The 23,361-nt window shown below is 67.1% G+C and carries 19 protein-coding genes; 8 read left to right on the forward strand and 11 right to left on the reverse strand.

The genetic code is table 11. The features are described from left to right. Positions 1-7: 7 nt before the first annotated feature. Together mog and yjgA are read right to left on the reverse strand one after the other, a co-directional pair. Positions 8-613: a molybdopterin adenylyltransferase gene (gene mog, locus IB269_RS27605; RefSeq protein WP_192368821.1), complete on the reverse strand. Its 606-nt coding sequence runs from the start codon at positions 611-613 to the stop codon at positions 8-10. Next, positions 606-1,283 (reverse strand): ribosome biogenesis factor YjgA, encoded by a 678-nt coding sequence (yjgA, locus tag IB269_RS27610; protein ID WP_034391380.1) that lies wholly within the window; start codon positions 1,281-1,283, stop codon positions 606-608. The genes mog and yjgA overlap by 8 nt, the downstream gene beginning before the upstream one ends. 66 nt (positions 1,284-1,349) lie before the next feature. Here yjgA and pmbA point away from each other — a divergent pair, with 66 nt between their 5' ends. After that, positions 1,350-2,759, forward strand: a complete 1,410-nt coding sequence (gene pmbA, locus IB269_RS27615; RefSeq protein ID WP_012204243.1) for a metalloprotease PmbA — start codon at positions 1,350-1,352, stop codon at positions 2,757-2,759. A 54-nt stretch (positions 2,760-2,813) separates the two neighbouring features. On the opposite strand, the gene IB269_RS27620 is transcribed toward pmbA, so the two are convergent. The 4 genes from IB269_RS27620 to IB269_RS27635 are packed head-to-tail and all read right to left on the reverse strand — an operon-like array spanning position 2,814 to position 6,794. Next, positions 2,814-3,653: a fumarylacetoacetate hydrolase family protein gene (locus IB269_RS27620; protein ID WP_192368822.1), complete on the reverse strand. Its 840-nt coding sequence runs from the start codon at positions 3,651-3,653 to the stop codon at positions 2,814-2,816. Between the two features lie 47 nt (positions 3,654-3,700). Next, a complete protein-coding gene (locus IB269_RS27625) occupies positions 3,701-4,681 on the reverse strand; it encodes a Bug family tripartite tricarboxylate transporter substrate binding protein (RefSeq protein WP_192368823.1) in 981 nt (326 codons plus the stop codon). Between the two features lie 32 nt (positions 4,682-4,713). Continuing rightward, positions 4,714-5,895, reverse strand: coding sequence for a CaiB/BaiF CoA transferase family protein (locus IB269_RS27630; RefSeq protein WP_192368824.1), 1,182 nt, complete (start codon positions 5,893-5,895; stop codon positions 4,714-4,716). Further along, complete coding sequence (locus tag IB269_RS27635; RefSeq protein ID WP_065346468.1) at positions 5,892-6,794, reverse strand: HpcH/HpaI aldolase/citrate lyase family protein; 903 nt, start codon at positions 6,792-6,794, stop codon at positions 5,892-5,894. The genes IB269_RS27630 and IB269_RS27635 overlap by 4 nt, the downstream gene beginning before the upstream one ends. A gap of 26 nt (positions 6,795-6,820) precedes the next feature. Here IB269_RS27635 and IB269_RS27640 point away from each other — a divergent pair, with 26 nt between their 5' ends. Further along, positions 6,821-7,768 (forward strand): LysR substrate-binding domain-containing protein, encoded by a 948-nt coding sequence (locus IB269_RS27640; protein ID WP_318652186.1) that lies wholly within the window; start codon positions 6,821-6,823, stop codon positions 7,766-7,768. 191 nt (positions 7,769-7,959) lie between these two features. Then, positions 7,960-9,687, forward strand: coding sequence for a methyl-accepting chemotaxis protein (locus IB269_RS27645; protein WP_192368826.1), 1,728 nt, complete (start codon positions 7,960-7,962; stop codon positions 9,685-9,687). Between the two features lie 54 nt (positions 9,688-9,741). On the opposite strand, the gene IB269_RS27650 is transcribed toward IB269_RS27645, so the two are convergent. After that, positions 9,742-13,137, reverse strand: a complete 3,396-nt coding sequence (locus tag IB269_RS27650) for a mechanosensitive ion channel domain-containing protein (protein WP_192368910.1) — start codon at positions 13,135-13,137, stop codon at positions 9,742-9,744. A gap of 372 nt (positions 13,138-13,509) precedes the next feature. Here IB269_RS27650 and IB269_RS27655 point away from each other — a divergent pair, with 372 nt between their 5' ends. Genes IB269_RS27655 through IB269_RS27665 form a run of 3 tightly spaced genes read left to right on the forward strand, consistent with a single transcriptional unit; the run spans position 13,510 to position 18,372 of the window. Beyond that, on the forward strand, positions 13,510-15,432 hold the full coding sequence (locus IB269_RS27655) for a PrkA family serine protein kinase (protein ID WP_012204247.1): 1,923 nt from the start codon (positions 13,510-13,512) through the stop codon (positions 15,430-15,432). A 46-nt stretch (positions 15,433-15,478) separates the two neighbouring features. Continuing rightward, entirely contained in the window at positions 15,479-16,747 is a 1,269-nt protein-coding gene (locus IB269_RS27660; protein WP_192368827.1) for a YeaH/YhbH family protein, read from the forward strand. Continuing rightward, positions 16,744-18,372: a SpoVR family protein gene (locus IB269_RS27665; RefSeq protein ID WP_013803510.1), complete on the forward strand. Its 1,629-nt coding sequence runs from the start codon at positions 16,744-16,746 to the stop codon at positions 18,370-18,372. The genes IB269_RS27660 and IB269_RS27665 overlap by 4 nt, the downstream gene beginning before the upstream one ends. A gap of 12 nt (positions 18,373-18,384) precedes the next feature. Here the strand turns inward: IB269_RS27665 and IB269_RS27670 are convergent, their stop codons facing one another. Further along, complete coding sequence (locus tag IB269_RS27670; protein ID WP_192368828.1) at positions 18,385-18,693, reverse strand: hypothetical protein; 309 nt, start codon at positions 18,691-18,693, stop codon at positions 18,385-18,387. A 62-nt stretch (positions 18,694-18,755) separates the two neighbouring features. Further along, entirely contained in the window at positions 18,756-20,096 is a 1,341-nt protein-coding gene (locus IB269_RS27675; protein WP_192368829.1) for an ammonium transporter, read from the reverse strand. Positions 20,097-20,325: 229 nt separating this feature from the next. Here IB269_RS27675 and IB269_RS27680 point away from each other — a divergent pair, with 229 nt between their 5' ends. Continuing rightward, the gene (locus tag IB269_RS27680; protein WP_263864466.1) at positions 20,326-21,126 is read left to right on the forward strand and encodes a penicillin-binding transpeptidase domain-containing protein; all 801 of its coding nucleotides are present in this window, start codon (positions 20,326-20,328) and stop codon (positions 21,124-21,126) included. Between the two features lie 30 nt (positions 21,127-21,156). On the opposite strand, the gene IB269_RS27685 is transcribed toward IB269_RS27680, so the two are convergent. Beyond that, positions 21,157-21,897, reverse strand: coding sequence for an SOS response-associated peptidase (locus IB269_RS27685; protein ID WP_192368830.1), 741 nt, complete (start codon positions 21,895-21,897; stop codon positions 21,157-21,159). Between the two features lie 192 nt (positions 21,898-22,089). Between IB269_RS27685 and IB269_RS27690 the strand changes: the two genes are divergently transcribed. After that, positions 22,090-22,437, forward strand: coding sequence for a hypothetical protein (locus IB269_RS27690; RefSeq protein ID WP_225614323.1), 348 nt, complete (start codon positions 22,090-22,092; stop codon positions 22,435-22,437). A gap of 39 nt (positions 22,438-22,476) precedes the next feature. On the opposite strand, the gene IB269_RS27695 is transcribed toward IB269_RS27690, so the two are convergent. Next, on the reverse strand, positions 22,477-23,280 hold the full coding sequence (locus tag IB269_RS27695; RefSeq protein WP_192368832.1) for a PhzF family phenazine biosynthesis protein: 804 nt from the start codon (positions 23,278-23,280) through the stop codon (positions 22,477-22,479). Positions 23,281-23,361 lie beyond the last annotated feature (81 nt).

Consider the following 23,361-nt stretch of genomic DNA (forward strand, 5'->3'; position numbering starts at 1 on the left):
CGCGCGCTCAGGCCGCAGGTCGCGCGGTGCGCACTGCGCTCTTGGGGCGGAACGCCTTGCAGACGCTGTCGTCCGTTTCCAGATAGGGCCCGCCGATCAGGTCCACGCAATAGGGCACGGCCGCGAAGATGCCGTTGACCTTTTGCGTGCCATCGGGGTTCTTCAGGCCTTCCAGGGTTTCGGCAATGGCCTTTGGCTGGCCCGGCAGGTTGATGATCAGGCTCTTGCCACGGATCACCGCCACCTGGCGCGACAGAATCGCCGTGGGCACAAAGGCCAGGCTGATCTGGCGCATCTGCTCGCCAAAGCCCGGCATTTCCTTGTCGGCCACGGCCAGCGTGGCTTCGGGCGTGACATCGCGCGGCGCGGGGCCGGTGCCGCCCGTGGTCAGCACCAGGGAGCAGCCCGCATCGACCAGTTCGATCAGCGTGGCGCTGATGCCGGCCTGCTCGTCGGGGATCAGGCGCGGCTCGAACGTGATGGGGTTCCTGAGCGCGCGGGTGAGCCAGTCCTGCAGGGCCGGCAGGCCCTTGTCCTCATAGACGCCGCTGCTGGCACGGTCGCTGATCGAGACGATGCCGATGCGCACAGCGTCATAGACGGGTTCACTCATCGTCAGCTTCCTCGCCAGCGCCGTCACCGTCCTCGGCAGCCTCGCGGCCCGTGCCGCCCAACTGCTGGCGAACCAGCTGGAACAGGTCGCGGTAGGCGCGGCCCTTGCGCTGGGCCAGGCCGGTGGATTCCTGCACATTGGCCTCATGGGCGCCCGGCATGTCCTTGCGGGCCTGGCGGATCAGGGCGCGCAGCTGCTGGGTGTCGGTGTCGGGGAAATGGTCCAGCCAGATGGACAGGGCCGATTCCTCGGCAATCAGGCGGTCGCGCCATTGCTCGGCGGCGTGCAAGGCCATCTTCTCGGCGGCCGAGCCGTTGTGCTGCTCGTCCAGTGCCGCGCGCACGGCGGCGATCTCGGTCTCGTCCAGCTTGCGCATGAGCTTGCCGACGAATTGCATCTGGCGGCGCTTGCCTTCGAAATTGGTGATGCGCTTGGCCTCGGCCAGGGCATCGGCCAGCTGGTCGGGCAATTGCAGGCGCTTGAACAGGTCGGAGCGCAGCGTCAGCAAATCCTTGCCGAGGTCCTGCAAGGCGTCGGACTCGCGCTTGAGATCCGTCTTGCTGGAGTCGGGGGTGCCTTTGAGTTCGGCCTTGAGCTGCAGGTCGAGTTCGCTGCCTTCGGCAACGAAGTGACCTTTGACGTAGTAGCCTTTTTTGGGTTTGCGTGACATGGGGTAGGGGACAAATGCAGTGGCGGCGCGGAGAGCGCTGCAGTGGCGGCTATCATAGCCGCCGCTATGAAAAAACCCCGTCCCCGCTCGGCAAGCACCGCCAAACCGCAGGCTGATTCCGGCTTCAGCTACAGCCAACCGTTTTTTGAAGACTTGGTGGACCGTGCCCTGGTCCACGCCAAGAAGCTCGGCGCCACCAACGCCGGGGCCGAGGCTTCCGAGGGCTGCGGCCTGAGCGTGAGCGTGCGCAAGGGGGCTTTGGAGACCGTGGAGCGCAACCGCGACAAGTCGCTGGGCGTGACCGTCTACCTGGGCAACCGCCGTGGCAACGCCAGCACCTCGGACTTCTCGGATGCCGCCATCCAGCAGACCGTGCAGGCCGCCTACGACATCGCACGCTTCACGGCCGAAGATCCCATGGCCGGCCTGCCCGATGCGGCCGACATCGCCCAGCCCGGCACCCACCGCGACCTGCAGCTGTTCCACCCCTGGGACCTCACCAGCGAGGCTGCGGCCGAACTGGCGCTGCAATGCGAGGAAGCCGCGCTGCGCACGCACAAGCGCATCACCAACAGCGAAGGCGCGGGCGTCTCGGCCCAGCAAAGCCATTTCTTCAGCGCCCACACCAATGGTTTCCGTGGCGGCTACGCCAGCTCGCGCCACAGCCTGTCGGTGGCGCCCATCGCCTCGCTGCCCGGGCGCAATGGCGAGATGCAGCGCGACGCCTGGTACAGCTCCATGCGCAACGCGGCCGACCTGGCCTCGCCCGAAGCCGTGGGCCGCTACGCCGCCCAGCGCGCCCTGAGCCGCCTGGGCAGCCGCAAGATCCCGACCACCGAATGCCCGGTGCTGTTCGAGTCCACGCTGGCCGCAGGCCTGCTGGGCAGCTTCGTGCAGGCCGTCAGCGGCGGCGCGCTGTACCGCCGCAGCACCTTCCTGCTCGACTCGCTGGGCAAGCCCGTCTTCCCCAAGCACATCGACATCACGGAAGACCCCTTCATCCTCGGCGGCAAGGGCAGTTCGCCCTTCGACGAGGAAGGCGTGCGCGTGCAGGCCCGCAAGGTGGTGGATGCCGGCCGCGTCGAGGGCTACTTCCTGTCCAGCTACTCGGCCCGCAAGCTGGGCATGAAGACCACCGGCAATGCCGGCGGATCGCACAACCTGGTCATGACCTCGCGCCGCACCAAGGCCGGCGACGACCTGCCCGCCATGCTCAAGAAGCTGGGCACGGGCCTGTTCGTGATCGAGCTCATGGGCCAGGGCGTGAACTACGTGACCGGCGACTACTCGCGCGGTGTCAGCGGTTTCTGGGTGGAGAACGGCGAAATCGCCTTCCCCGTGCATGAGATCACCATCGCCGGCAACCTCAAGGACATGCTCAAGGGCATCGAGGCCGTGGGCGCAGATGCCTACAACTACGGCGCCAAGACCGTGGGCTCGATCCTGATCAACCGGATGAAGGTGGCGGGCAGCTGAGCGCTGGTTCAGCTCAAGAATAAAGCGGCTTTTTGAAGCCGCTTTTTTGTGGATCTACACCACTCGCTGCCTCTGCACGCCCAGCCCCTCGATCCCCAGCTCCATCACATCGCCAGCCTTCAGATAGCGCGGCGGCTTCATGCCCATCCCGACTCCCGGGGGCGTGCCGGTGATGATGAGGTCGCCGGGCTCCAGCGTCATCACGCGGCTGCAGTGGCTGATGAGTTCGGCGCAGCCAAAGATCATGGTGCGCGTGCTGCCGCTCTGGCGGCGCTCCCCGTTCACATCCAGCCATAGCTGCAGGGCCTGCGGGTTGGGCACTTCGTCGCGCGTGACCAGCCAGGGGCCGATGGGGCCGAAGCGGTCGAAGCCCTTGCCCTTGCTCCATTGGCCACCGCTGCGGTCGATCTGGTATTCGCGCTCGGACACATCGTTGGCAAGGCAGTAGCCGGCCACATGCTCCAGCGCATCGGCCACGGACACATTGCGCGCGCGCTCGCCGATGACGATGCCCAGTTCCACCTCCCAGTCCATGCGCGTGCTGCCCTCGGGCAGGGGGATGTCGTCGTCGGGGCCGCAGGCGCAGCTGGGCCATTTGGCGAAGAGGATGGGCTCCTTGGGAATGGGCATGCCGGCTTCCTCGGCATGGTCGCGGTAGTTCAGGCCGATGGCGACGAACTTGGACATGCCGCTCCAGGGCATGCCGATGCGCACCGGGCCCTGCACCAGGGGCAGCCTGGCGGGTTCGATGGCGGCCAGGGCCCGCAGCGCCTCGCGGCCCAGCAGGCGGGGCGTGTAGTCGTCCAACAGGGCGGACAGGTCGCGGATCTGGCCTTCGGCATCCAGCAGGCCGGGCTTTTCCTGGCCCTCGGGGCCGAATCTCAGCAGCTTCATGGAGTCTCCTTGGAATGCTCTGGAATGTCTTGAAATGGGCCGGCTGCTTAGTCCACCTGGATGCCTGCCTGCCGGATCAACTGGCTCCAGCGTGCCAGGTCGGCTGCCGTCTGCAGCCGCAGTTCTGCAGCGGTGGGGGCGTAGACGCTGGCGCCCATTTTGCGGAATTTCTCGCGCAGTCCGGGTGATGCCTGGGCCTTGTCCACGGCCTGGCGCATGCGCTGCACTTCCTGCGAGGGTGTGTCCTTGGGCGCGTACAGCGCAATCCACAGGTCGCCAACCAGGCCGGCAACGGTGTCGCGGGCCAGGGGCAGGTCGGGCAGGAACTCGCTGCGCTGGTCGGAGAACACGGCCAGGGCTTTGACGTCGCGGCTTTGCAGGTAGGGCATGGCCGAAGGCAGGGTGCTGATCAGCATCTGTATGCGCCCGGCCATCAGTTCGGTCATGGCCGGGGCCACGCCACGGAAGGGGACATGGGAGGCATCCACCTTTTCGGCGCGCTTGAGGAATTCCATGAGGATGTGCGAGTAGGTGCCGTTACCGGCAGAGCCGAAGAAGTACCTGCCCGGCTCCCTGCGCAGCAAGGCCAGCAGCTCGGGCAGGGTGGACGGCGCAAAGTCCTTGTTGACCAACAGCACATGGGGCACGCTGGCAATGCCGGCCACGGGCACGAAGTCGCGCAGCGTGTCGAAGCCCGGGTTGGCGAACAAGCCGGGGTTCATGGTGACGATGCTGGCTGACGTCAGCAGCCAGATGTTGCTGCCGGCTTCGGCGCGTGCCACGTAGGCTGCGCCGACATTGCCCCCGCCGCCTCCCCGGTTCTCGACCACCACGGGCCGGTCGAGTTCGCCGCGTAGCAGCGGCTCCATGACGCGCGCCACGATGTCGTTGGAGCCGCCCGGCGCGGCAGGCACCACCAGGGTGACCAGTTGCGCAGGGGCCGCGTGGGCTGGCAAAGAGAGCAGGGCGGCGTGGCCCAGGGCTGCCGCCATGGCGACCCTGGTGAGCAAAGTCCTGAGAAAGGCCATGGTATGTCTCCTTCGTTGTATGGGCTGAGGGGTCATTCGGTCGGGGCAGGGTGATCGCTCCAGGCGCCCGGTGGCACCAGGTGCTGGTGCTCTCCCAACGCAGGGCCCAGGCTGCGGATGGACCCGGGTGTGCGCGACAGGCGCGGAAAGACGTTGTGCATGGGCAGGGGCTGGCCGTCGGCATCGGGGATGCAGGTGATGCAGGCCCTGGCGCGCACATGCTCGTCGGCCAGCAACTGCTCCACGTCAAGCACCGGCCCCACGGTCACCTCCCATTGGCCGAAGTGCGACAGGTTGTCCTGCAGGCTGCGCTGTGCCACAAAGCCGGCTATCAGCGCGTCCAGCGCATCGACATGTCGCAGCCGTGCCGCGTTGGTGGCGAAGCGGGGATCGCTGCACAGGTCCTTGCGGCCCATGGCCTCGAAAATCCGTTCGGCCATGCGCTGGGTGGAGCCCGACATCACCAGCCAGCGCCCGTCGGCGCACTGGTAGGCATTGCGCGGTGCGGCGATGTCGGCACGGTTGCCCATGCGCCGTGGCCGCCGGCCGGTGCGCTGGAAGATGGCGGGGTCGGGGCCGAGCACGGCCAACATGGGTTCCAGCAGCGACAGGTCCACCACCTGGCCGCGGCCACCATTGGTTTCCACTTCGCGCAGTGCGAACATGGTGGCGCCCACGCCCGCCAGGCCCGCGATCATGTCGGCCAGGCCGAGGTTGGGCAGGGCGGGCGGCTTGTCGGGAAAGCCATTCTTCTGGGCAAAGCCCGAGAAGGCTTCGACCAGGGTGCCAAAGCCGGGCCGTTGCGCATAGGGACCGGTCTGGCCCCAGCCTGAGATGCGCACGATCACCAGGCGGGGATTACGCTGCAGCAGGACATCGGGTCCCAGTCCGAATTTTTCCAGTGCGCCGTGGCGAAAGCTCTCCACCAGGACCTGTGCCGATTCGGCCAGCTGCAGAAGACTTTGCACATCGGCCCCGTCATGCAGGTCCAGGCAGATGCTTTTCTTGTTGCGCGCGTAGATCTGCCACCACAGCGGCTGGCCGTCGTTCTTCCAGTCGCGCAGGGTGTCGCCGCTTGGCGCCTCGACCTTGATCACTTCGGCGCCGAAGTCGGCCAACTGCAGCGTGAGCATGTTGCCTGCAGCCAGGCGCGACAGGTCGAGCACGCGGATGCCGCGCAGGGGCAGGGCGCCTGTGTTGTCCGTGGCGTTCATGCGGCTTCCCCGGTGCTGCGCAGCAACTGGCGTGCGCGCTCTGCAATGGGTGCATCGACCATGCGGCCGTCAACGGCCGCGGCGCCCTGTCCCTGCGCCAGCGCCTGTTCATAGGCCAGCACGGTGTCGCGCGCCTGGCGCAGATCCTCTTGGCTGGCTCCGAAGGCTGCGTGCACGGCCGCCAACTGGGCCGGGTGGATGCAGGCGGCACCTTGCATGCCCAGTGCGCGGGAGATCCGGGCCAGTTCGCCGAACTGCGCAAGATCCGCATAGCCGCCGATGCTGCCTGCCAGCCCCATGGGATGCAGCCCGGCTGACACGGCTGCGATGACCACGGCCTGTGCCGGCATGGCAAGGGCCTGGGGCGTGGGCGCCACGCCCAATGCAGTGGCGAAGTCCTCGCCGCCAAAGGCCAGCGACACCAGCCGGGGCGAGGCCCGGGCAATGTCCTGCAGACGCATCAGCCCGGTGGGCGTCTCCACGATGGCCTGCAGCAGCACCGGCGGGCTGCCGTGGATGTCGACCAGGGCTGCGATGCGCTGCACATCGGCGGCAGATTCCACCTTGGGGATGACCAGGCCATCGCAACCAGCCTGCAAGGCGGCCTCGGTATCGGCCTGTGCCAATGCCCTGTCCGCGTTGATGCGCACCAGCACGGGGCACTGCCCGCGCAGGCTGGCGATGGCCGGTTGCAGCATGGCGCGGGCCTGCTGTTTCTGCGCGGGGGCAATGGCGTCTTCCAGGTCCAGCACGAGGGCGTCGGCACCGCGCCGCCCTGCGCTGGCCAGCATGCGTGCGGAGGTTGCAGGAACATATAGCAGGGATCGGGGGTGGAACGGCATGGGGCTTGGGTAGCGGAGTGGCGGTAAGCACAATGTAGGCAGCACCTCGCAGCGCATGGCTGAGGAATTCAGAACCGGCCTTCGTGCAAATCGAACCCCTCTTCGGACCTGACATGGAATTGCGCCAGCTCAGATACCTGATTGCCGTGATCGATGCCCAGAGCATCACCCGCGCCTGTGATGTGCTGCACGTGGTGCCATCCGCCGTGAGCCACCAGCTCAAGCTGCTGGAGCAGGAACTGCAAAGCACGCTGCTGGTACGTGGCGCGCTGGGCGTGCAGCCCACGGCCACGGGCCGGCTGCTGTACGGCCAGGCACAGGCCATCCTGCGGCAGGTGGCCGATGCGCGGGCCTGCGTTCAGGTCGAGGAATCGCAGGTGGCCGGTTCTGTATCGGTGGCCATTGCGGGCAGCATCGCCCAGGTGCTGGCCGTTCCCCTGCTGGCCGCCTGCCGTGAGCGCTGGCCGGCCGTCATCCTGTCCATCCACGAAGGGCTGAGCGGCCATCTGGTGGAGGGCGTGCACAGTGGCCGCTTCGACATGGGAGTGCTCTATGCCTCGGAGGCCACGGCCAAGCTGGAGACGCGGCCCGTGGTACGCGAGCCTTTCTTCTTTGGCTGCGCCCGCGCCCTGGCACCCGAGGCGGATGGCAAGCCCATGTCGCTGCAGGATCTGGCACGGCATCCACTGCTGCTGCCCAGCCTGCCCAATGCCACGCGCGGTGCGCTGGACCGGGCCTTTGCGGCGCTGGACACCGGCTACCAGGTGGCAGGCGAGGTGAACTCCACTGCCACCCAGATCGGTGCGGTGCGCGCAGGGCTGGGCGCCAGTGTGCTGCCGTGGATCAGCCTGCGCATGCTGCGGCCACGGCGCTCCACGGTGATCCGCCCCCTCGACGTCGAGCACCTCTACCGCGACGTGCTCACGGCCACGAAGCCGCAGGCCGTCCGCAGCCGGGCCAGCGCCATGGTGCTGGCGCAGCTGGAGCACCTGCTGCGGGATATCTACGCGCCCCTGGCTTCCCATCGCTGACTGCAGACCGCTGGCAGCCCGATGCCTGCATGTCGGCAAGGCGCTGTCCTACTGGATGTGCAGGGTTTGGGAAGGCGACACGACTGATTCAAATTGTCAAATTTGTTCCTGAATGTGTTTCTTCCGTGCCAGCAGTCTGGCCGGTTTGCGTAGGTGGTTCGAGGGAGAGCGACGTGGGTTTTCTGAGGCGTATGAAGTTGGGAACCATGCTGGGCATGGGTTTTTTCGCGGTGATCGTGGTTTGCGTATGCGTGGCGGCCTTCGGCTGGATGAAGTTGCGTGACCAGGGCGAGCAACTGCGCGTGCTGGCCGAGGACCGCATGGGCAATCTGGCCCGGCTGCAATCGCTCAAGGACAACGCCAACGCGTCGGCACGGGTGGTGCGCAATCTGGCGCTGATCACCGACCCGGCGCAGATGGCCGAGGAGAGCCGCCGGCTGGATGAGGTGGTTGCCAGGAACGGCCTGGTCATGAAGGAGCTGGACCAGCGCCTGCAGACCGAGCAGGCGCGCCGGCTCTTTGCCGACATACGTCAGGCGCGCCAGCCTTTCGTGGAGACCATGCGCCAGGCCGGTGACCTGGGCCTGGCCAACCAGGGCGATGCCGCCAGGGATCTGATCATGGGGCGCCTGCGCTCCTTGCAGACCACCTATTTCGATGCGGTCGAGGCGCTGGTCGATTACCAGAAGGCACAGACGCAGGCCACGGTGGACGGCTCCCTGCGCCGCGTGGCCGAAGACGGCGTGGCCATGCTGGTGCTGACGCTGCTGGCCGCCGCGCTGGGCGGACTGGTGGCATGGATGATCACCAGGACGGTCAAGCAGCAACTGGGCGGAGAGCCCTCCTATGCCGCCGGGGTGGCACGCCAGATCGCGCAGGGCGATTTGTCCGTGCAAGTGCAATTGGCGCCCGGCGACACCTCCAGCCTGCTGCGCGCCATGGAGGACATGCGGGCCGGCCTGGCGCGCGTGGTTGCCGATGTGCGGCAAAGCAGCGAATCGATTGCGACCGGCGCCAGCCAGATTGCCTCGGGCAATGCGGACCTGAGCCAGCGCACGGAAGAGCAGGCCAGCAACCTGGAGCAGACCGCCGCCTCCATGGAGGAGATGAACGCCACCGTCAAGCTCAATGCCGATACGGTGCGTACCGCCACCCAGCTGGCCGCATCGTCGAGCCAGGCTGCCACCGGCGGCGGCAAGATCGTGGACCGCGTTGTAGCCACCATGGAGCAGATCACCGCCAGTTCCCGGAAGATCGAGGACATCATCGGCGTGATCGACTCCATTGCCTTCCAGACCAACATCCTGGCGCTCAATGCCGCCGTGGAGGCGGCGCGGGCCGGCGAGCAGGGGCGCGGCTTTGCCGTGGTGGCATCCGAAGTGCGCAGCCTGGCCCAGCGCAGCGCGGGGGCAGCCAAGGAGATCAAGGCCCTGATAGGCGAGAGCGTGTCCAAGGTGGACGAGGGCTCGGGCCTGGTGAGCGAGACGGGTTCCGCGATGAAGGACATCGTCCAGCAAGCGCAGCGCGTTGCCGACCTGATCGGCGAAATAGGCGCGGCCACGGCCGAGCAGGCCGACGGTGTGGCGCAGGTGGGCGATGCCGTCGTACAGCTTGACCAGGTCACGCAGCAGAATGCGGCCCTGGTCGAGGAATCGGCGGCGGCTGCCGCAAGCTTGAACGCGCAGGCTGCCAGGCTGGTCGATCTGGTCAGCCTGTTCAAGCTGGACGGGGTGTCCTCGTCCGTGCCCCTGCCCGCGTCCTCACCGGCCCAGGCGCCAGCGCCGGCCGCCGCAGGCAGCAAGGGCGGCCAGCGGACGATGGCGTCCGCAGCGGCACCCAGGGTTGCTGCAGCGCCTGCCAAGGCCACCCCGCTGCGCAATGCGGGCGAGCGTGTGGACGAGAACTGGGAAGTGTTCTGACCGCGAGAGGGGCAATGCCGCGCTGTGCGCTTGGAACCGGGGGACTTGCCGGCCTCATGCCGTCGGATGGGGTGGGGTCTGCCCAGGCGCCTGCCCAGGTGCCTGCCCCGGTGCCTGCCCTGGTGCATGGGCCGGCATGTTGCGCACATGCAGGTCCAGCTGCGGGAAGGCCACGGCAATGCCAGCGTCCTTGAGCCGGTCGTTGACGCGGCGGTTGAGGTCGTGGCGCACGGGCAGGCGGTCTTCGACCTTGCCCACGTAGGCGCGCAGCTCGAAGCGCTGGCCGTTGCCTTCCAGCGCCATGAACCAGCAGTTGGGCTCGGGTTCGCGCAGCACCTGGGGGTGTTCCCTGGCAATGGCCAGCAGCATGTCGCGCACTCGCTCGGGGTCATTGCCGTGGGCCACGGGCACGTCGATCACCAGGCGGGTCACGTCGTCGCTCAAGGTCCAGTTCGTCACCTGGCCGGTGATGAAGGTCTTGTTGGGGATGACGATTTCCTTGTTGTCGAAGTCCAGCACCGTGGTGGCCCGCGTGCGGATGCGCGTGACGGTGCCGGTGAGGGTGTCGATGGTGATGACATCGCCCACGCGGAAGGGCCGCTCCACCAGCAGGATCAGGCCCGAGACGAAGTTGGCGAAGATCTCCTGCAGGCCAAAGCCCAGGCCCACGGTGAGCGCCGCCACCATCCACTGCAGCTGGCCCCAGCGCAGGCCCAGCAGCGTGAAGGCGCTGACCGTGCCCGCGATGGTGATGGCGTAGCGCGCCAGCGTGGCCAGGGTGTAGCGCGCGGAGCTGCTGATGCGGTTGGAGGCCGACAGCGTCACTTCCAGCAGGCCCGGCAGGTTGCGTGCAAAGCTGAAGGTGAGCAGCAGGATCATCACGCCCAGCAGCGCGTCCATCAGGCTCACGGGGGCGGCATGCGCGATGCCGTCGGCGCCGGTGTTGGTGGTGTACCAGAGCACCACGCCTTCGGAGCGCAGCAGCGCAGGCAGCACGGGCAGCCAGGCGTAGACCAGGGTCAGCACGACCAGCACCTGCTGCAGCAGGCCCAGCAGCCGGTGCGCCTGGGCGCCCACGGTGACCAGGGCCATCTGGGTGGCTTCGTCGGTGGGGGCCTTGCCGGTGTCCACGCCCGAGCCGCTCTGGGCCAGTCTGGCGGCTTCGCGCAGCCGGTTCAGCGCCAGGCGCCGCTCGCCCAACAGCAGCCAGCGCCGCAGCAGGTTGACCACGACCTCGACCGCGCCCAGGAACACGAAGCTGGCCATCAGGGCCTGGATGAATTCGGTGGCCGTGTAGACATAGCCGAGCACGATGCCCACGGCCAGCGCGCTGAGCATGAGCATCAGCACCACGCTGACGATCTGGCCCCAGTGGATGCCGGGCCGCTTTTGCTGCATGACACGGCGAAAGTACAGCCAGGCCATCCAGGCCAGGCCCAGCGACAGCATGAGGATGGAGATGCGCCCCCAGGTGCTGATGGCGTGGTTGTCATGGCTGTAGAAGGCCAGGCCGCCCAGCAGTTCGGCAGGCACGATCAGCCAGGCGGCGCGGCGCACCATCTGGCGCAGCATCTGCACGCGAGCGGCCGGCCAGCCGAAGTGGGCCAGTGCCAGCCCGCCCGGGCAGAACAGGGCGTTGAGCAAGGTGGCCACGAAGATGAAATCGCTGAGCTGGACCAGGGTGGCGCCCAGCGGCTCCAGCGCCGTGCCCACGGTTTCGGGGCCTTGCAGCAGGCTGCCCAGCGCCGCGGCCGCAAAGCTCCAGGGCAGGGTGTAGAGCAGGCTCCAGCCCAGCGCGAGCAGGCTCAGCCCGAAGTTGTCGCGCATGAAGTCGCCCACGCGCACGGAGATGGCCTGCAGCTGGCGCAGCGCATAGCGGCGCAGGCCCAGCAGCAGGGCCACGATCAGGCCGACGGCGCCAAAGGCCCAGGGATCGTTCCAGATGCTGGCGGCCAGGGCGCGCGCGGTTTTCCAGGGGGAGCTGCTGCCTTCGATGTCCTGCTCCAGCGCCTGCCACTCGCTGAGCCAGGTGCGGTCCATGGGGCGGTGGCTGGGGAACCACAGCAGTTCCTTGTCCAGCACCTGGCGCAGTTCGTTGCCGCTGCGCAGGGCGGCGCGCAGGGCTTCATCGGTCTGCTCCAGCACGGCAATGCGGCGCAGCAAAACGGGCTGCAATTGATCGGTGAGCGCCACCTGCCGGGCCAGCAGGGCGGTCTGCTGTGCCGAGGTGGATGCATTGATGGCCGTGGTGGCGCTGGCGGCAGGTTCAGGTGCCGCCACGCCGCCTGCATCCGCAGCGTCGGCCGGGGCCTGTGCCGCCGTGTCCGCGCCGGGGTTCTGGCGCCATTTGCTGGAGTTGAACAGCATCAGCCGCAGTTCGGCCAGCTGGCGCTGCACGGCGCGGTGCCTGGACTGCAAGGTGTTGCCGGAGGACAGCTCCACGCGCTGCTGCCACAGCCACTGGCCCACGGCCGCGCTGCCACCGCCCAGCCGCAGACGTGCCTGGGTGTCGCGCAGCGTGGCGCTCAACTGGTCGCGGACATATTCGTCATTGGCCAGGGTCTTGCGCTCCTGCGCCAGTTCATTGGAGTTCTTGAGGATCTGCGCGGCCAGCGCCGCATTGCGCTGGGCCAGGTCGCGTATGGCGGGATCGGCGGCGGAAGCGTGCTGGGCGGCCAGCTCCATCTCCTGCACCTGCTGCTCCAGTTGCTGGCGGCTGCGCTCGGCAATGCGCTGGGTCAGCCAGGCGGCGCGCGGCATGCGCTCCAGCAGCTCGCGGCGCTGGGCCTGCAACTGGGCGGCCAGCAGGCGCTGACGGGCTTCGATGGTGGACTGCTCTTCCTGGCGCAGCGCCAGCTCCAGCAGGGCGCGGCGGTGCTCTGCGCTGCGCCTTGCCTGGCGGGCCTGGGTGAGGTCGGGGGCTTCGCCGGGCTCGGCGGTCACGGGCTCGGCGTTTTCCTGCGCGCGTTGCTGGAGGATGGACAGATCGATCCGCCCCGGGCCGGGCTGGGACACCAGATTGGCCTGGTCGGCCGCGGATTTTTCGATGCCCACCTTGAGTGCGGCGATGGCATCGCGCTCATCGGCCAGCAGGCGTTCCAGAACTTCCTGGCTGGCGTTGGCGGGAACGCGTTCCTTCCAGCGATCGAACAGGCTGCCCAGCTGCTCGTCGCTCAGCGGCGCGGGCAGGGCCGGCACGGGTGTGCGTGCCCTGGCGCGCAGGCGGTCCAGTTCCTGCGCCAGCGCATCGGCTTCCTTTGTCGCCGATGCGGCGGCATCCAGTTGGGCCTGAATGGCGTTGCTTCGTTCCTTGTCGGACGCGGAGCCACCGCCCAGCGTGCCCTGCAAGGCACCCAAAGGGCCTGCTGCCGGTGCGGCCTTGGCCAGGCCCGGTGCCAGCAGGGCGAGCAGCAGGCCGAGCACCAGGCTCATGGCCCACAGCAGGTGCATCGGCGTCACGGCAGCCAGTTTGCGCGATGGGCGACCGGCGGCAAGTAGGGGGTTGTCGGCAGGAGACATTGGTTCTGAATTCGGGCCTGTGCCGCTGTGTGAGTGCGGACTATCATTTGTCAAAAGTGGGAGCGTCAGGCGCTGTATTCACGGGCCTTGCTGCAGGCCCGGCTGGCTCAAGCCCCTGTCCCGGCGCCGCAAAAAGCGGGGTAGTCCAGGAACCTGACATTGTGACCTCGCGCGCAATGCAGACATGTGGGACGTATGAGCTATTCAAAGCCGATGCAAGGTGCTACAACAGTTCCACACGGTAGCGAATGCCTTGCAACTTCGCGGCACTGTTCGCCCTCGGGTGCCGCCGGGAGAGGTCGTATGGATGTCATCAGCAACTCGGCTGCACGTTACGTTCGCCTTCGCGAAGAAGAGATGTCGCTGGACGAATTTCTCGCCCTGTGCCAGCGCGATCCCATGGCTTACGAAGGTGCTGCCCAGCGCATGCTGGCAGCCATCGGCGAACCTGAAATGGTGGACACGCGCAATGATCCACGCCAGTCGCGGCTGTTTGCCAACAAGGTCATCCGGCGCTATCCGGCCTTCGCCGAGTTCTACGGCATGGAAGACTCCATCGAGCAGGTGGTGAGCTTCTTCCGCCATGCGGCCCAGGGCCTGGAAGAGCGCAAGCAGATCCTCTATCTGCTGGGTCCCGTGGGCGGTGGCAAGAGCTCCATCGCCGAGCGCCTCAAATACCTGATGCAGAAGGTGCCGTTCTACGCCCTCAAGGGCTCGCCCGTGAACGAGTCGCCGCTGGGCCTGTTCGACCCCGTGGAGGACGGGCCGCTGCTGGAGGAGCAGTTCGGCATTCCCCGGCGCTGCCTCAACCATGTGCTGTCGCCCTGGGCCGTCAAGCGTCTGGAGGAGCTGGGCGGCGATATCCGCCAGTTCCGCGTGGTCAAGCGCTATCCCAGCATCTCCAGGCAGGTGGGCATTGCCAAGACCGAGCCCGGCGACGAGAACAACCAGGACATCTCCAGCCTGGTGGGCAAGGTGGACATCCGCAAGCTGGAGAACTTTGCCCAGGACGATACCGACGCCTACAGCTACTCGGGCGGCCTGTGCCTGGCCAACCAGGGCCTGCTGGAGTTCGTGGAAATGTTCAAGGCGCCCATCAAGGTGCTGCACCCGCTGCTGACGGCAACGCAGGAAAGCAACTACAAGGGAACGGAGGGCTTTGGCGCCATTCCCTTCGACGGCATGGTGCTGGCCCACAGCAACGAGAGCGAGTGGAAGGCCTTCCGCAACAACCGCAACAACGAGGCCTTCCTGGACCGGGTCTACATCGTCAAGGTGCCGTACTGCCTGCGCGTTTCCGAGGAGGTGCGCATCTACGAGAAGCTGATCCGCGAGTCGTCCCTGGCCAGCGCCGTGTGCGCGCCCGGCACGCTCAAGATGATGGCCCAGTTCGCCGTGCTCACGCGGCTGAAGGAGCCCGAGAACTCCAGCATCTTCAGCAAGATGCAGGTCTATGACGGCGAAAGCCTCAAGGACACGGACCCGCGCGCCAAGAGCTTCCAGGAGTACCGCGACTATGCGGGCGTGGACGAGGGCATGTCGGGCATCTCCACGCGCTTCGCGTTCAAGATCCTGTCCAAGGTCTTCAACTACGACAGCACCGAGGTGGCGGCCAACCCGGTGCACCTGATGTATGTGCTGGAGCAGCAGATCGAGCGCGAGCAGTTCCCTGCCGAGCTGGAGACCAAGTACACCAGCTACATCAAGGAATACCTGTCGCCGCACTATGCCGAGTTCATCGGCAAGGAAATCCAGACCGCCTATCTGGAGAGCTACAGCGAGTACGGCCAGAACATCTTCGACCGCTACGTCACCTACGCCGACTACTGGATACAGGACAGCGAGTACCGCGACAACGATACCGGCGAGGCCTTCGACCGCAACGCGCTCAATGCCGAGATGGAGAAGGTCGAGAAGCCCGCGGGCATTGCCAATGCCAAGGACTTCCGCAACGAGATCGTCAACTTCGTGCTGCGCGCGCGGGCCAACAACCAGGGCAAGAACCCCAGCTGGACCAGCTACGAGAAGCTGCGCGTGGTGATCGAGAAGAAGATGTTCTCCAATACCGAGGAGCTGCTGCCCGTGATCAGCTTCAATGCCAAGGCCAGTGCCGAGGACGCGCGCAAGCACGAGGACTTCGTCACCCGGATGGAGGCCAAGGGCTATACGTCCAAGCAGGTGCGCCTGCTGTGCGAGTGGTACCTGCGCGTTCGCAAGAGCAACTGACGGGTGGGTGCGCCGCCCTTCGGCGCGCCCGGGCTGGGGGGAACAGATGGCATTGCAAATCATCGATCGCAGGCTGGCCGGCAAGAACAAGTCGGTGGGCAACCGCGAGCGCTTCGTGCGCCGCTACAAGGCGCAGATCGCCGAGGCGGTGCGCCGCGCGGTGGACAAGCGCGGCATCCGCCACATGGAGGAGTCCGAGAGCGTCTCCATCCCGCGCAAGGACATCCGCGAGCCCGTGTTCCACCACGGGCAGGGCGGCGTCCATGACACGGTGCACCCGGGCAACACCGAGCATGTGCGCGGCGACCGCATTGCCCGGCCGCAGGGCGGCGCAGGCGGCGGCGGCTCCCAGGCCAGCGACAGCGGCGAGGGCGAGGACGACTTCACCTTTACCCTGACCAAGGAAGAGTTCATGGAACTGTTCTTTGAAGACCTGGCCCTGCCGCGCCTGCTGCGCACCCACATCGGCAACACCATGCAGTACAAGACGCGCCGCGCCGGCTACAGCCATGACGGCACGCCGCACAACCTGGCCCTGCTGCGCACCATGCGCGGCGCCCTGGGCCGGCGCATTGCGCTGACCAAGGCGCCGCACCGCGAACTCAAGGCACTGGAGGAGCAGCTGCAAGCGCTGCTGGCGCAGGACGCTGGCACCAGCGAGGCGGCGGCCGAGCTGCAGCAGCGCATCGATGCGCTGAAGCTGCGCATGGGCACGGTGGCCTTTCTCGACCCCATCGACCTGCGGTTTCGCAACCGCACGCGCGTGCCTGCTCCCATCAGCCAGGCCGTGATGTTCTGCGTGATGGATGTGTCCGGCTCCATGGACCAGGACCGCAAGGACCTGGCCAAGCGCTTCTTCATCCTGCTGTACCTGTTCCTGACGCGGCACTACGAGAAGATCGACATCGTCTTCATCCGCCACCACACTCAGGCGGCCGAGGTCAGCGAGGACGAGTTCTTCCACTCCCAGGAAAGCGGCGGCACCGTGGTCAGCAGTGCGCTGGTGCTGCTGGACCAGATCATCCGCGCGCGCTATCCGTCCGCGGACTGGAACATCTACGTGGCCCAGGCCAGCGATGGCGACAACTTCGGCGACGACGGCTCCAACTGCCGCAACCTGCTGGTCGAGAAAATCCTGCCGCTGGTGCGCTACTTCGCCTATGTGCAGGTGGTGCAGGAAGAGCAGAGCCTGTGGCAGGAGTACAGCCAGGTGCTGCCGCTGTTCTCGCACTTCGCCATGCGCAAGGTGTCGGACGCCAGCGAGATCTATCCCGTGTTCCGCGACCTGTTCAAGAAAGAGGGGGTATCGGTATGAACCTCTCTCACTATCCCGTGCTGGCGCCCCGCCATGCCACGCCGCAGTGGAAATCCCATCTGGCCAGCGACCGGGCCCAGCGCATCGTGCCCTCCGCGCCGCTGCCGGCGGGGGCGCGGCCGGCCGAGCCTCTGCCCGATCCCAGCGACTGGACCTTCGAGCTCATCGAGCGCTATCACGCAGCGATTGCGGCCGCCGCCGAACGCTACGGCCTGGACACCTATCCCAACCAGCTGGAAGTGATCTCGGCCGAGCAGATGATGGACGCCTACGCCAGCGTGGGCATGCCCGTGGGCTACCGCCACTGGAGCTATGGCAAGGAATACATGGCGACGGAGCGGCGCTACCGGCGCGGCCACATGGGCCTGGCCTACGAGATCGTCATCAACTCCAACCCCTGCATCAGCTATCTGATGGAGGAGAACACCACCGCCATGCAGGCCCTGGTGATCGCCCATGCGGCGTACGGCCACAACAGCTTCTTCAAGAACAACTACCTGTTCGGCATGTGGACGGATGCGGGGAGCATCATCGACTACCTGGTCTATGCGCGCGACTTCATCTCCCAGTGCGAGGAGCGCCATGGACTGACGACGGTGGAGCAATGGCTGGACTCCTGCCACGCGCTGTCCAACCTGGGCGTGGACCGTTACCGCCGCCCCTCCAAGAAAAGCCTGGCGCGCGAGCGGGCCGAGCGCGAGCAGCGCGAGGCCTATGCCCAGCAGCAGGTCAACGAGCTGTGGCGCACCCTGCCGGCCCGCCCCGGCAAGGACAGCGCGGCGCAGCACAGCGAGCGCTTTCCCAAGGAGCCCGAGGAAAACCTGCTGTACTTCATCGAGAAGAACGCCCCGCTGCTGGAGCCCTGGCAGCGCGAGATCGTGCGCATCGTGCGCAAGATCGCCCAGTACTTCTATCCGCAGCGCCAGACCCAGGTGATGAACGAGGGCTGGGCCACGTTCTGGCACTACACCCTGCTCAACACCCTGTACGACGAAGGCTGGCTGACCGACGGCGTGATGATCGAATGGCTGTCCTCCCACACCAACGTGATCTACCAGCCCCCGGCCGGCCACCGCGCCTACAGCGGCATCAATCCCTATGCGCTGGGCTTTGCCATGTACCGCGACATCCGCCGCATCTGCCAGGACCCCACCGAGGAAGACCGCCGCTGGTTCCCCGACCTGGCCGGCACGCCCTGGCTGCCGGCGCTGCACCATGCCATGCAGAACTTCAAGGACGAGAGCTTTGTCGGCCAGTACCTGAGCCCGCAGCTGATGCGCGACATGCGCCTGTTCTCCATCCATGACGATGCCAGCGAACGCGAACTGCTGGTCAGCGCCATCCATGACGACGACGGCTACCGCACCCTGCGCCAGACCCTGTCGCAGCAGTACGACCTGGGCGCGCGCGAGCCCAATATCCAGGTCTGGAACGTGAACCTGCGCGGCGACCGCTGCCTGACCCTGCGCCACACGCGCTACCAGGGCCGGCCCTTGTCCGACGATGCGCTGGAAGTGCTCAAGCACGCAGCGCGCCTGTGGGGCTTTGGCGTGCAGATGGAAAGCGTCAACGGCGATGGCGACGCGCCCGTGCTGCTGCACTCCGTGCCCGCTCCACCGGCCTGATCAGGCAAGACGCTAGCGCAGCGTGCCCACGTACTTGCGGTTTTCCGCACGCTGGCGCATCAGCTCGCCGGCGCGCTGGATGAGCGGCGAGCGCTCGGCGGGCCCGGCCAGCGCGGCGTTCCAGGCGGCTTCGAAGCGGTGGGTCCAATCCACCAGTTCGGGCGTGCTGCGCGTCCCTTCCTGCTCCCGGGCGAAGCGGATGATTTCGGCGGCGTACTCGGCATTGGCCGCCAGCCATTCGGTGTCGGTCACGCGGCCGCAGCTTCTGCGCAGCAGCACATGCAGGTGCGCGGCAATGGCCAGGAGTTCGCTTTCGGGCATGTAGTGGGCACTCCTTCGGTTTGACGATCATCGGGCGCCGGGCCGCTTTGCGGCCCGGCCGTTCATCCACTCAGGCGTTCGCGGTGCAGCGCCAGGTCCAGGCCCTGCAGCTCGCTTTCCTCGTCCACGCGCAGGCCGATCAGCATGTCCAGCAGCCACAGCAGCACGGCCGTGGCCACTAGCGTGAACAAGGCCACGGCCAGCACGCTCACGGCCTGGGTGAGCACGCTGCCCTGCACGCCGCCGATCTGCGGACTGGCAAACACGCCGGTCAGCAGCGATCCCACGATGCCGCCCACGCCATGCACGCCAAACACATCCAGCGAATCGTCCGCGCCCAGCAGCCGCTTGAGGCCCGTGGCGCCCCAGTAGCAGGCGACACCGGCGATCAGGCCGATGCACAGCGCCGACAGCGGCGTTACGAAACCCGCTGCCGGCGTGATCGCCACCAGGCCGCCGACCAGCCCCGAGCACAGGCCCAGCAGCGTGGCCTTGCCGCGCACCACATACTCGGCCAGCGACCAGGCCAGGGCGCCCGCGCTCGCGGCAATGTGGGTGACGGCCAGCGCCAGCGCCGCCCGGCTGTCCCCGGCCAGCGATGAGCCGGCGTTGAAGCCGAACCAGCCCATCCACAGCAGGGCTGCGCCCATCATGGTCAAGGCCAGGTTGTAGGGCTCGAAGGGCTCGTGCCCGTAGCCGCGGCGCGGCCGCAGGAACCAGGCGCAGACCAGGCCGGCCACGCCCGCGTTCACATGCACCACGGTGCCTCCGGCAAAGTCCAGCGCGCCCATGCGCGCCAGCCAGCCCCCGGGCTCCCACACCCAGTGCGCCACCGGCGCATAGACCAACAGGCTCCACAGGCCCACGAAGATCAGCATGGCACCGAAGCGCATGCGCTCCACCCAGGCGCCCACCAGCAAGGCGGCGGTGATCACGGCAAAGGCCAGCTGGAACATGGCATAGGCCGCTTCAGGCACATGCGGCGCCAGGTGGCTCACGGCCACCAGGCCCTTGGCGGCGTTGAAATCCAGCCCCGCGAACCAGGCGCGCGAATCACCGCCTATCCACGCATTGCCGGGCGTGAAGGCCAGCGAATAGCCGAGTGCAAACCACAGAATGCTCACCAGGCAGGCAATCGCCACCACGCTGGCCATGGTGTTGAGCACGTTCTTGCGGCGGACCATCCCCGCATAGAACAGCGCAATGCCGGGCAGCGTCATCAGCAGCACCAGCACCGTGGCCGTCATCAGCCAGACCGTGTCCACGGCGCTGATGGATTCCACCGCCACCGGCGACGGCCGCGTGATCGCCTGCTCGGCCGCCTGCGCCGTCTGCGCCGCACCCAGGACCGCGACCCATCCTCCCCCCACCAATGTTCTCAACGCCCGTGCGCACCTGTGCATGCAATGACTCCCTTGTTTGTTGTGGTCATGGGGCCGTCTGCCGTTGCCGCCATGGCTGCATTGGCCGGCCTGCAGCGGCCTTGCACAAGTCGTGCCAGCGCACACGGAGCCCTTGGGGCCCGCGCGATGCAGCCGGAACACCAAAACGGGAAAACAGCGAGTCAAAACAGGGCAGCCGGGCAGGCGGTGCACCATCGCCGTGCGGTGGTGCAGCTCTTAAACTGCCTGCATGAATCGAAGAAATCTGATGTGCGCCGCGTTGCTCGCCTGTCTGTCACAGGCGGCTCTGGCGGCTGCCGAACTGCAGGACAAGCCCGAGTGGGACCGCTTCTTTGCCGATGCCAAGGTCGATGGCAGCATCGTCGTGGTCGATGCCAGAGGCCAGGCCGAAGCCGTCTACGTCCACAACCGTGACCGCGTGGCGCGGCGCTACTCGCCCGCTTCCACCTTCAAGATCCCGCACAGCCTGTTCGCGCTGGACGCCGGGCTGCTGCGCGATGAATTCCAGCGCATTCCCTGGGATGGCGTGAAGCGCCAGTTGCCGGCCTGGAATGCCGATCAGGACCTGCGCTCTGCCATGCGCAACTCCACCCTGTGGGTGTACGAAGGCTTTGCCAGGGAGCTTGGCAGCGCGCGCGAGGCTGCCTACATGCGCAAGATCGACTACGGCAATGCGCTGGCCACGGGCGAGGCGCCGTTCTGGGTGGAGGGCGACCTGGCCATCTCGGCACTGGAGCAGGTGGCCTTCCTGCAGCGGCTGTACCGCAATCGGCTGCCCTTGCCGGTGGAGCACCAGCGGCTGGTGAAGGACGTGATGATCAACGAGGCGGGCCCGGACTGGATACTGCGCGCCAAAACCGGCTGGACGGGCCGTATCGGCTGGTGGGTAGGCTGGGTGGAATGGCCGGCCGGCCCCGTGTTCTTCGCCATGAACATGGACACGCCCCACCGGCTGGCCGACCTGCCCAAGCGCCAGGGCATCACGCGCGACATCCTGCGCTCCATCAACGCGTTGCCCAAGGCGCCGTAGCGCGCGGGACAAGGGCCATGCGCCAGCCCGTCAGCCCATCAGCCCTGGAGGCCGCTTGTCGGCCTTGCGCTCCACCGGATTGGCGGTGAGCCAGTTGGACGGGTACTGGCGCATGAACTCGCGGGCCTTTTCCACGCGCGCGTTGAGCCAGGCGTCGTAGGCGCCTTCGTTGAGAATCGCCGGCATGCGCTTTTCCGCGCCGGGCTGCTGGTAGCGGTGCAGCAGCGCATGGCTGTTGGCGTTGACCGTGAGCAGGGCGTAGCTCAGCAGCACCTCGCCGTCCGGACCCGTCCACTGCGCCCACACGCCGGCCACGCCCATGGGCTTGCCGTCGATGCGCGAGATGCGCGTGGGCAGGGCCTTGCCGTTGCGGTAGTCATCCTCGAAAAAGGCGGCCATGGGCACGATGCAGCGCTGGCCATTGAGCCAGGCATCGCGGAAGGCCTGGGCCGTGGACACCGTTTCGGAGCGCGCATTCACCAGCTTGAGCGCGCGCAGCCGGCCGTCGGAGGCCGACTTCACCCAGTGCGGTACCAGGCCCCATTGGGCGGTAACCAGCTCGCGTGCGGGAGTGGTGGGTGCTGCAGGCGGTGTGTCGGGAGCTGCAGGTTCTGCCTGTTCAGCGGCTGCCTCTGCAGCCACGGCGACGCTGCGGATGAAAAAGCCGGACTTGCGCGGCGTCATGTTGCGCTCGCTGGCCGCGGGCGCTTCCACGTCGAAGGCGTCGCGGTAGGCGTCGGCTTGCGACAGGGATTCGTAGTGGGTACTCATGCGCGGATGGTACCTGCGTGTCCCGGGGGTATCGGCAAGGCGAGAGACTATTCCCTGCGCATTGCGAGCCCGGCGCCGCTGCCGGGTCGATACACTGCCGCGGATTCCATGGCCTCTGGAAAGGAAGCGTGAATGCGGATATGGGTACTGGGCCTTGCAGGCCTCTTGAGCGGCTGCGCAATCTCTGCAGGCATGTGCGATGCCCTGGGCCCAGGCACAACCGCGTCGCTGGGCCTGCCCCAAGGTGCATCGGCCGAGCAGGCCTTTGCCTGCCTTGACGAAGCCATGGCCGGCAACGAGGGCGCCTACCACCTTGGCAACGGCCATGCCATCCGCGACAGCCGGGCGGGCGTGCTGGAGACGGCCGACTACGGCGCGCCCAACGTGGCGGGCTTTCGGCTGAGGGCCGAGGTTTCCAGGAGCAAGCCTGCCACTCTGGATCTGTCACTGCGCGGGGCTGGCGCCTATTGCGCCGACCTGGGCGTGGACAGGGAAATGGCCCGCCTGATCGATGGCGCCGGTCGCTGCCTGCGGCGCTGATGCGCCTTACGCGTCGGCTCCATCGGGACGGGCCCGCAGTCAGACGGTGATCGTCCCGGTCAGGTAACGCGCGCAGTGGCCAGCCACCTCGACGCTGGCATCGGTCACTTCGCAAAACAGCGTGCCCGTGCGGCGCGAGGCCTGGTGGCCGATCAGACGGTTCTTGCCCAGCCTGCCCGCCCAGTAAGGCGCAAGCGCCGCATGGATGGAGCCCGTGACGGGATCTTCCTCGCCGCCATTGGCGGGCCAGAAGTAGCGGCTGACGAAGTCATACGATGCGCCCGCATCCGCAGGCGCCGTCACCACCACGTCCAGCGGGCCCAGCGATTTGAGGCGTTCCAGATCCGGCTTGACGGCCAGCACATCGGCCTCGGCGGCGTAGACCGCCACGTAGGCCTGCTGGTTCACAAGATAGGCCGTGGGTGCGGGCGTCAGGCCTTCGCGCAGCGCGGCCGGCACCTCATCCAGCGGCTTGGCATCGCGGCGCGGGAAGGTCATGACGATGCGTCCGCCATCCTCCTGCATGGCGGTGACCTTGCCCACGGCAGCGGCCCAGAACGTGATGCTGCGCAGCGCCGGGTCGGCCTCGAACAGCACGAAGGCGCTTGCCAGCGTGGCATGGCCGCAGAACGCGATCTCCGTGAGCGGGGAGAACCAGCGGATCTCGAAGGCGTCGCGCTCGGCACTCCAGACCAGGAACGAGGTTTCCGAGAGATTGTTCTCTGCGGCAATGGCCTGCAGCGTGGAGTCGGCAAGCCATGCATCCAGGGGAATGACGGCGGCCTGATTGCCCTTGAATCGTTCCGATGTGAATGCGTCGATGACGTGGATGGGGAGTTGCATTTGCAAAAGGCCTTTGGGTCGGATTCGTGTGCAGCCGGTCATTCTTGTCTCTGTCTCCAATGGCTGCGCGCGGATTCTACG

Source organism: Delftia sp. DLF01 (assembly GCF_014852125.1).
GTDB lineage: Bacteria > Pseudomonadota > Gammaproteobacteria > Burkholderiales > Burkholderiaceae_C > Comamonas > Comamonas acidovorans.

Excerpts from the sequence above, each read along its gene's own strand:
- mog (WP_192368821.1), bottom strand. The coding sequence starts at position 613 with ATGAGTGAACCCGTCTATGACGCTGTGCGCATCGGCATCGTCTCGATC.
- yjgA (WP_034391380.1), bottom strand. The coding sequence starts at position 1,283 with ATGTCACGCAAACCCAAAAAAGGCTACTACGTCAAAGGTCACTTCGTT.
- pmbA (WP_012204243.1), top strand. The coding sequence starts at position 1,350 with ATGAAAAAACCCCGTCCCCGCTCGGCAAGCACCGCCAAACCGCAGGCT.
- IB269_RS27620 (WP_192368822.1), bottom strand. The coding sequence starts at position 3,653 with ATGAAGCTGCTGAGATTCGGCCCCGAGGGCCAGGAAAAGCCCGGCCTG.
- IB269_RS27625 (WP_192368823.1), bottom strand. The coding sequence starts at position 4,681 with ATGGCCTTTCTCAGGACTTTGCTCACCAGGGTCGCCATGGCGGCAGCC.
- IB269_RS27630 (WP_192368824.1), bottom strand. The coding sequence starts at position 5,895 with ATGAACGCCACGGACAACACAGGCGCCCTGCCCCTGCGCGGCATCCGC.
- IB269_RS27635 (WP_065346468.1), bottom strand. The coding sequence starts at position 6,794 with ATGCGCTGCGAGGTGCTGCCTACATTGTGCTTACCGCCACTCCGCTAC.
- IB269_RS27645 (WP_192368826.1), top strand. The coding sequence starts at position 7,960 with ATGAAGTTGGGAACCATGCTGGGCATGGGTTTTTTCGCGGTGATCGTG.
- IB269_RS27650 (WP_192368910.1), bottom strand. The coding sequence starts at position 13,137 with ATGCACCTGCTGTGGGCCATGAGCCTGGTGCTCGGCCTGCTGCTCGCC.
- IB269_RS27655 (WP_012204247.1), top strand. The coding sequence starts at position 13,510 with ATGGATGTCATCAGCAACTCGGCTGCACGTTACGTTCGCCTTCGCGAA.
- IB269_RS27660 (WP_192368827.1), top strand. The coding sequence starts at position 15,479 with ATGGCATTGCAAATCATCGATCGCAGGCTGGCCGGCAAGAACAAGTCG.
- IB269_RS27665 (WP_013803510.1), top strand. The coding sequence starts at position 16,744 with ATGAACCTCTCTCACTATCCCGTGCTGGCGCCCCGCCATGCCACGCCG.
- IB269_RS27670 (WP_192368828.1), bottom strand. The coding sequence starts at position 18,693 with ATGCCCGAAAGCGAACTCCTGGCCATTGCCGCGCACCTGCATGTGCTG.
- IB269_RS27675 (WP_192368829.1), bottom strand. The coding sequence starts at position 20,096 with ATGCACAGGTGCGCACGGGCGTTGAGAACATTGGTGGGGGGAGGATGG.
- IB269_RS27680 (WP_263864466.1), top strand. The coding sequence starts at position 20,326 with ATGAATCGAAGAAATCTGATGTGCGCCGCGTTGCTCGCCTGTCTGTCA.
- IB269_RS27685 (WP_192368830.1), bottom strand. The coding sequence starts at position 21,897 with ATGAGTACCCACTACGAATCCCTGTCGCAAGCCGACGCCTACCGCGAC.
- IB269_RS27690 (WP_225614323.1), top strand. The coding sequence starts at position 22,090 with ATGTGCGATGCCCTGGGCCCAGGCACAACCGCGTCGCTGGGCCTGCCC.
- IB269_RS27695 (WP_192368832.1), bottom strand. The coding sequence starts at position 23,280 with ATGCAACTCCCCATCCACGTCATCGACGCATTCACATCGGAACGATTC.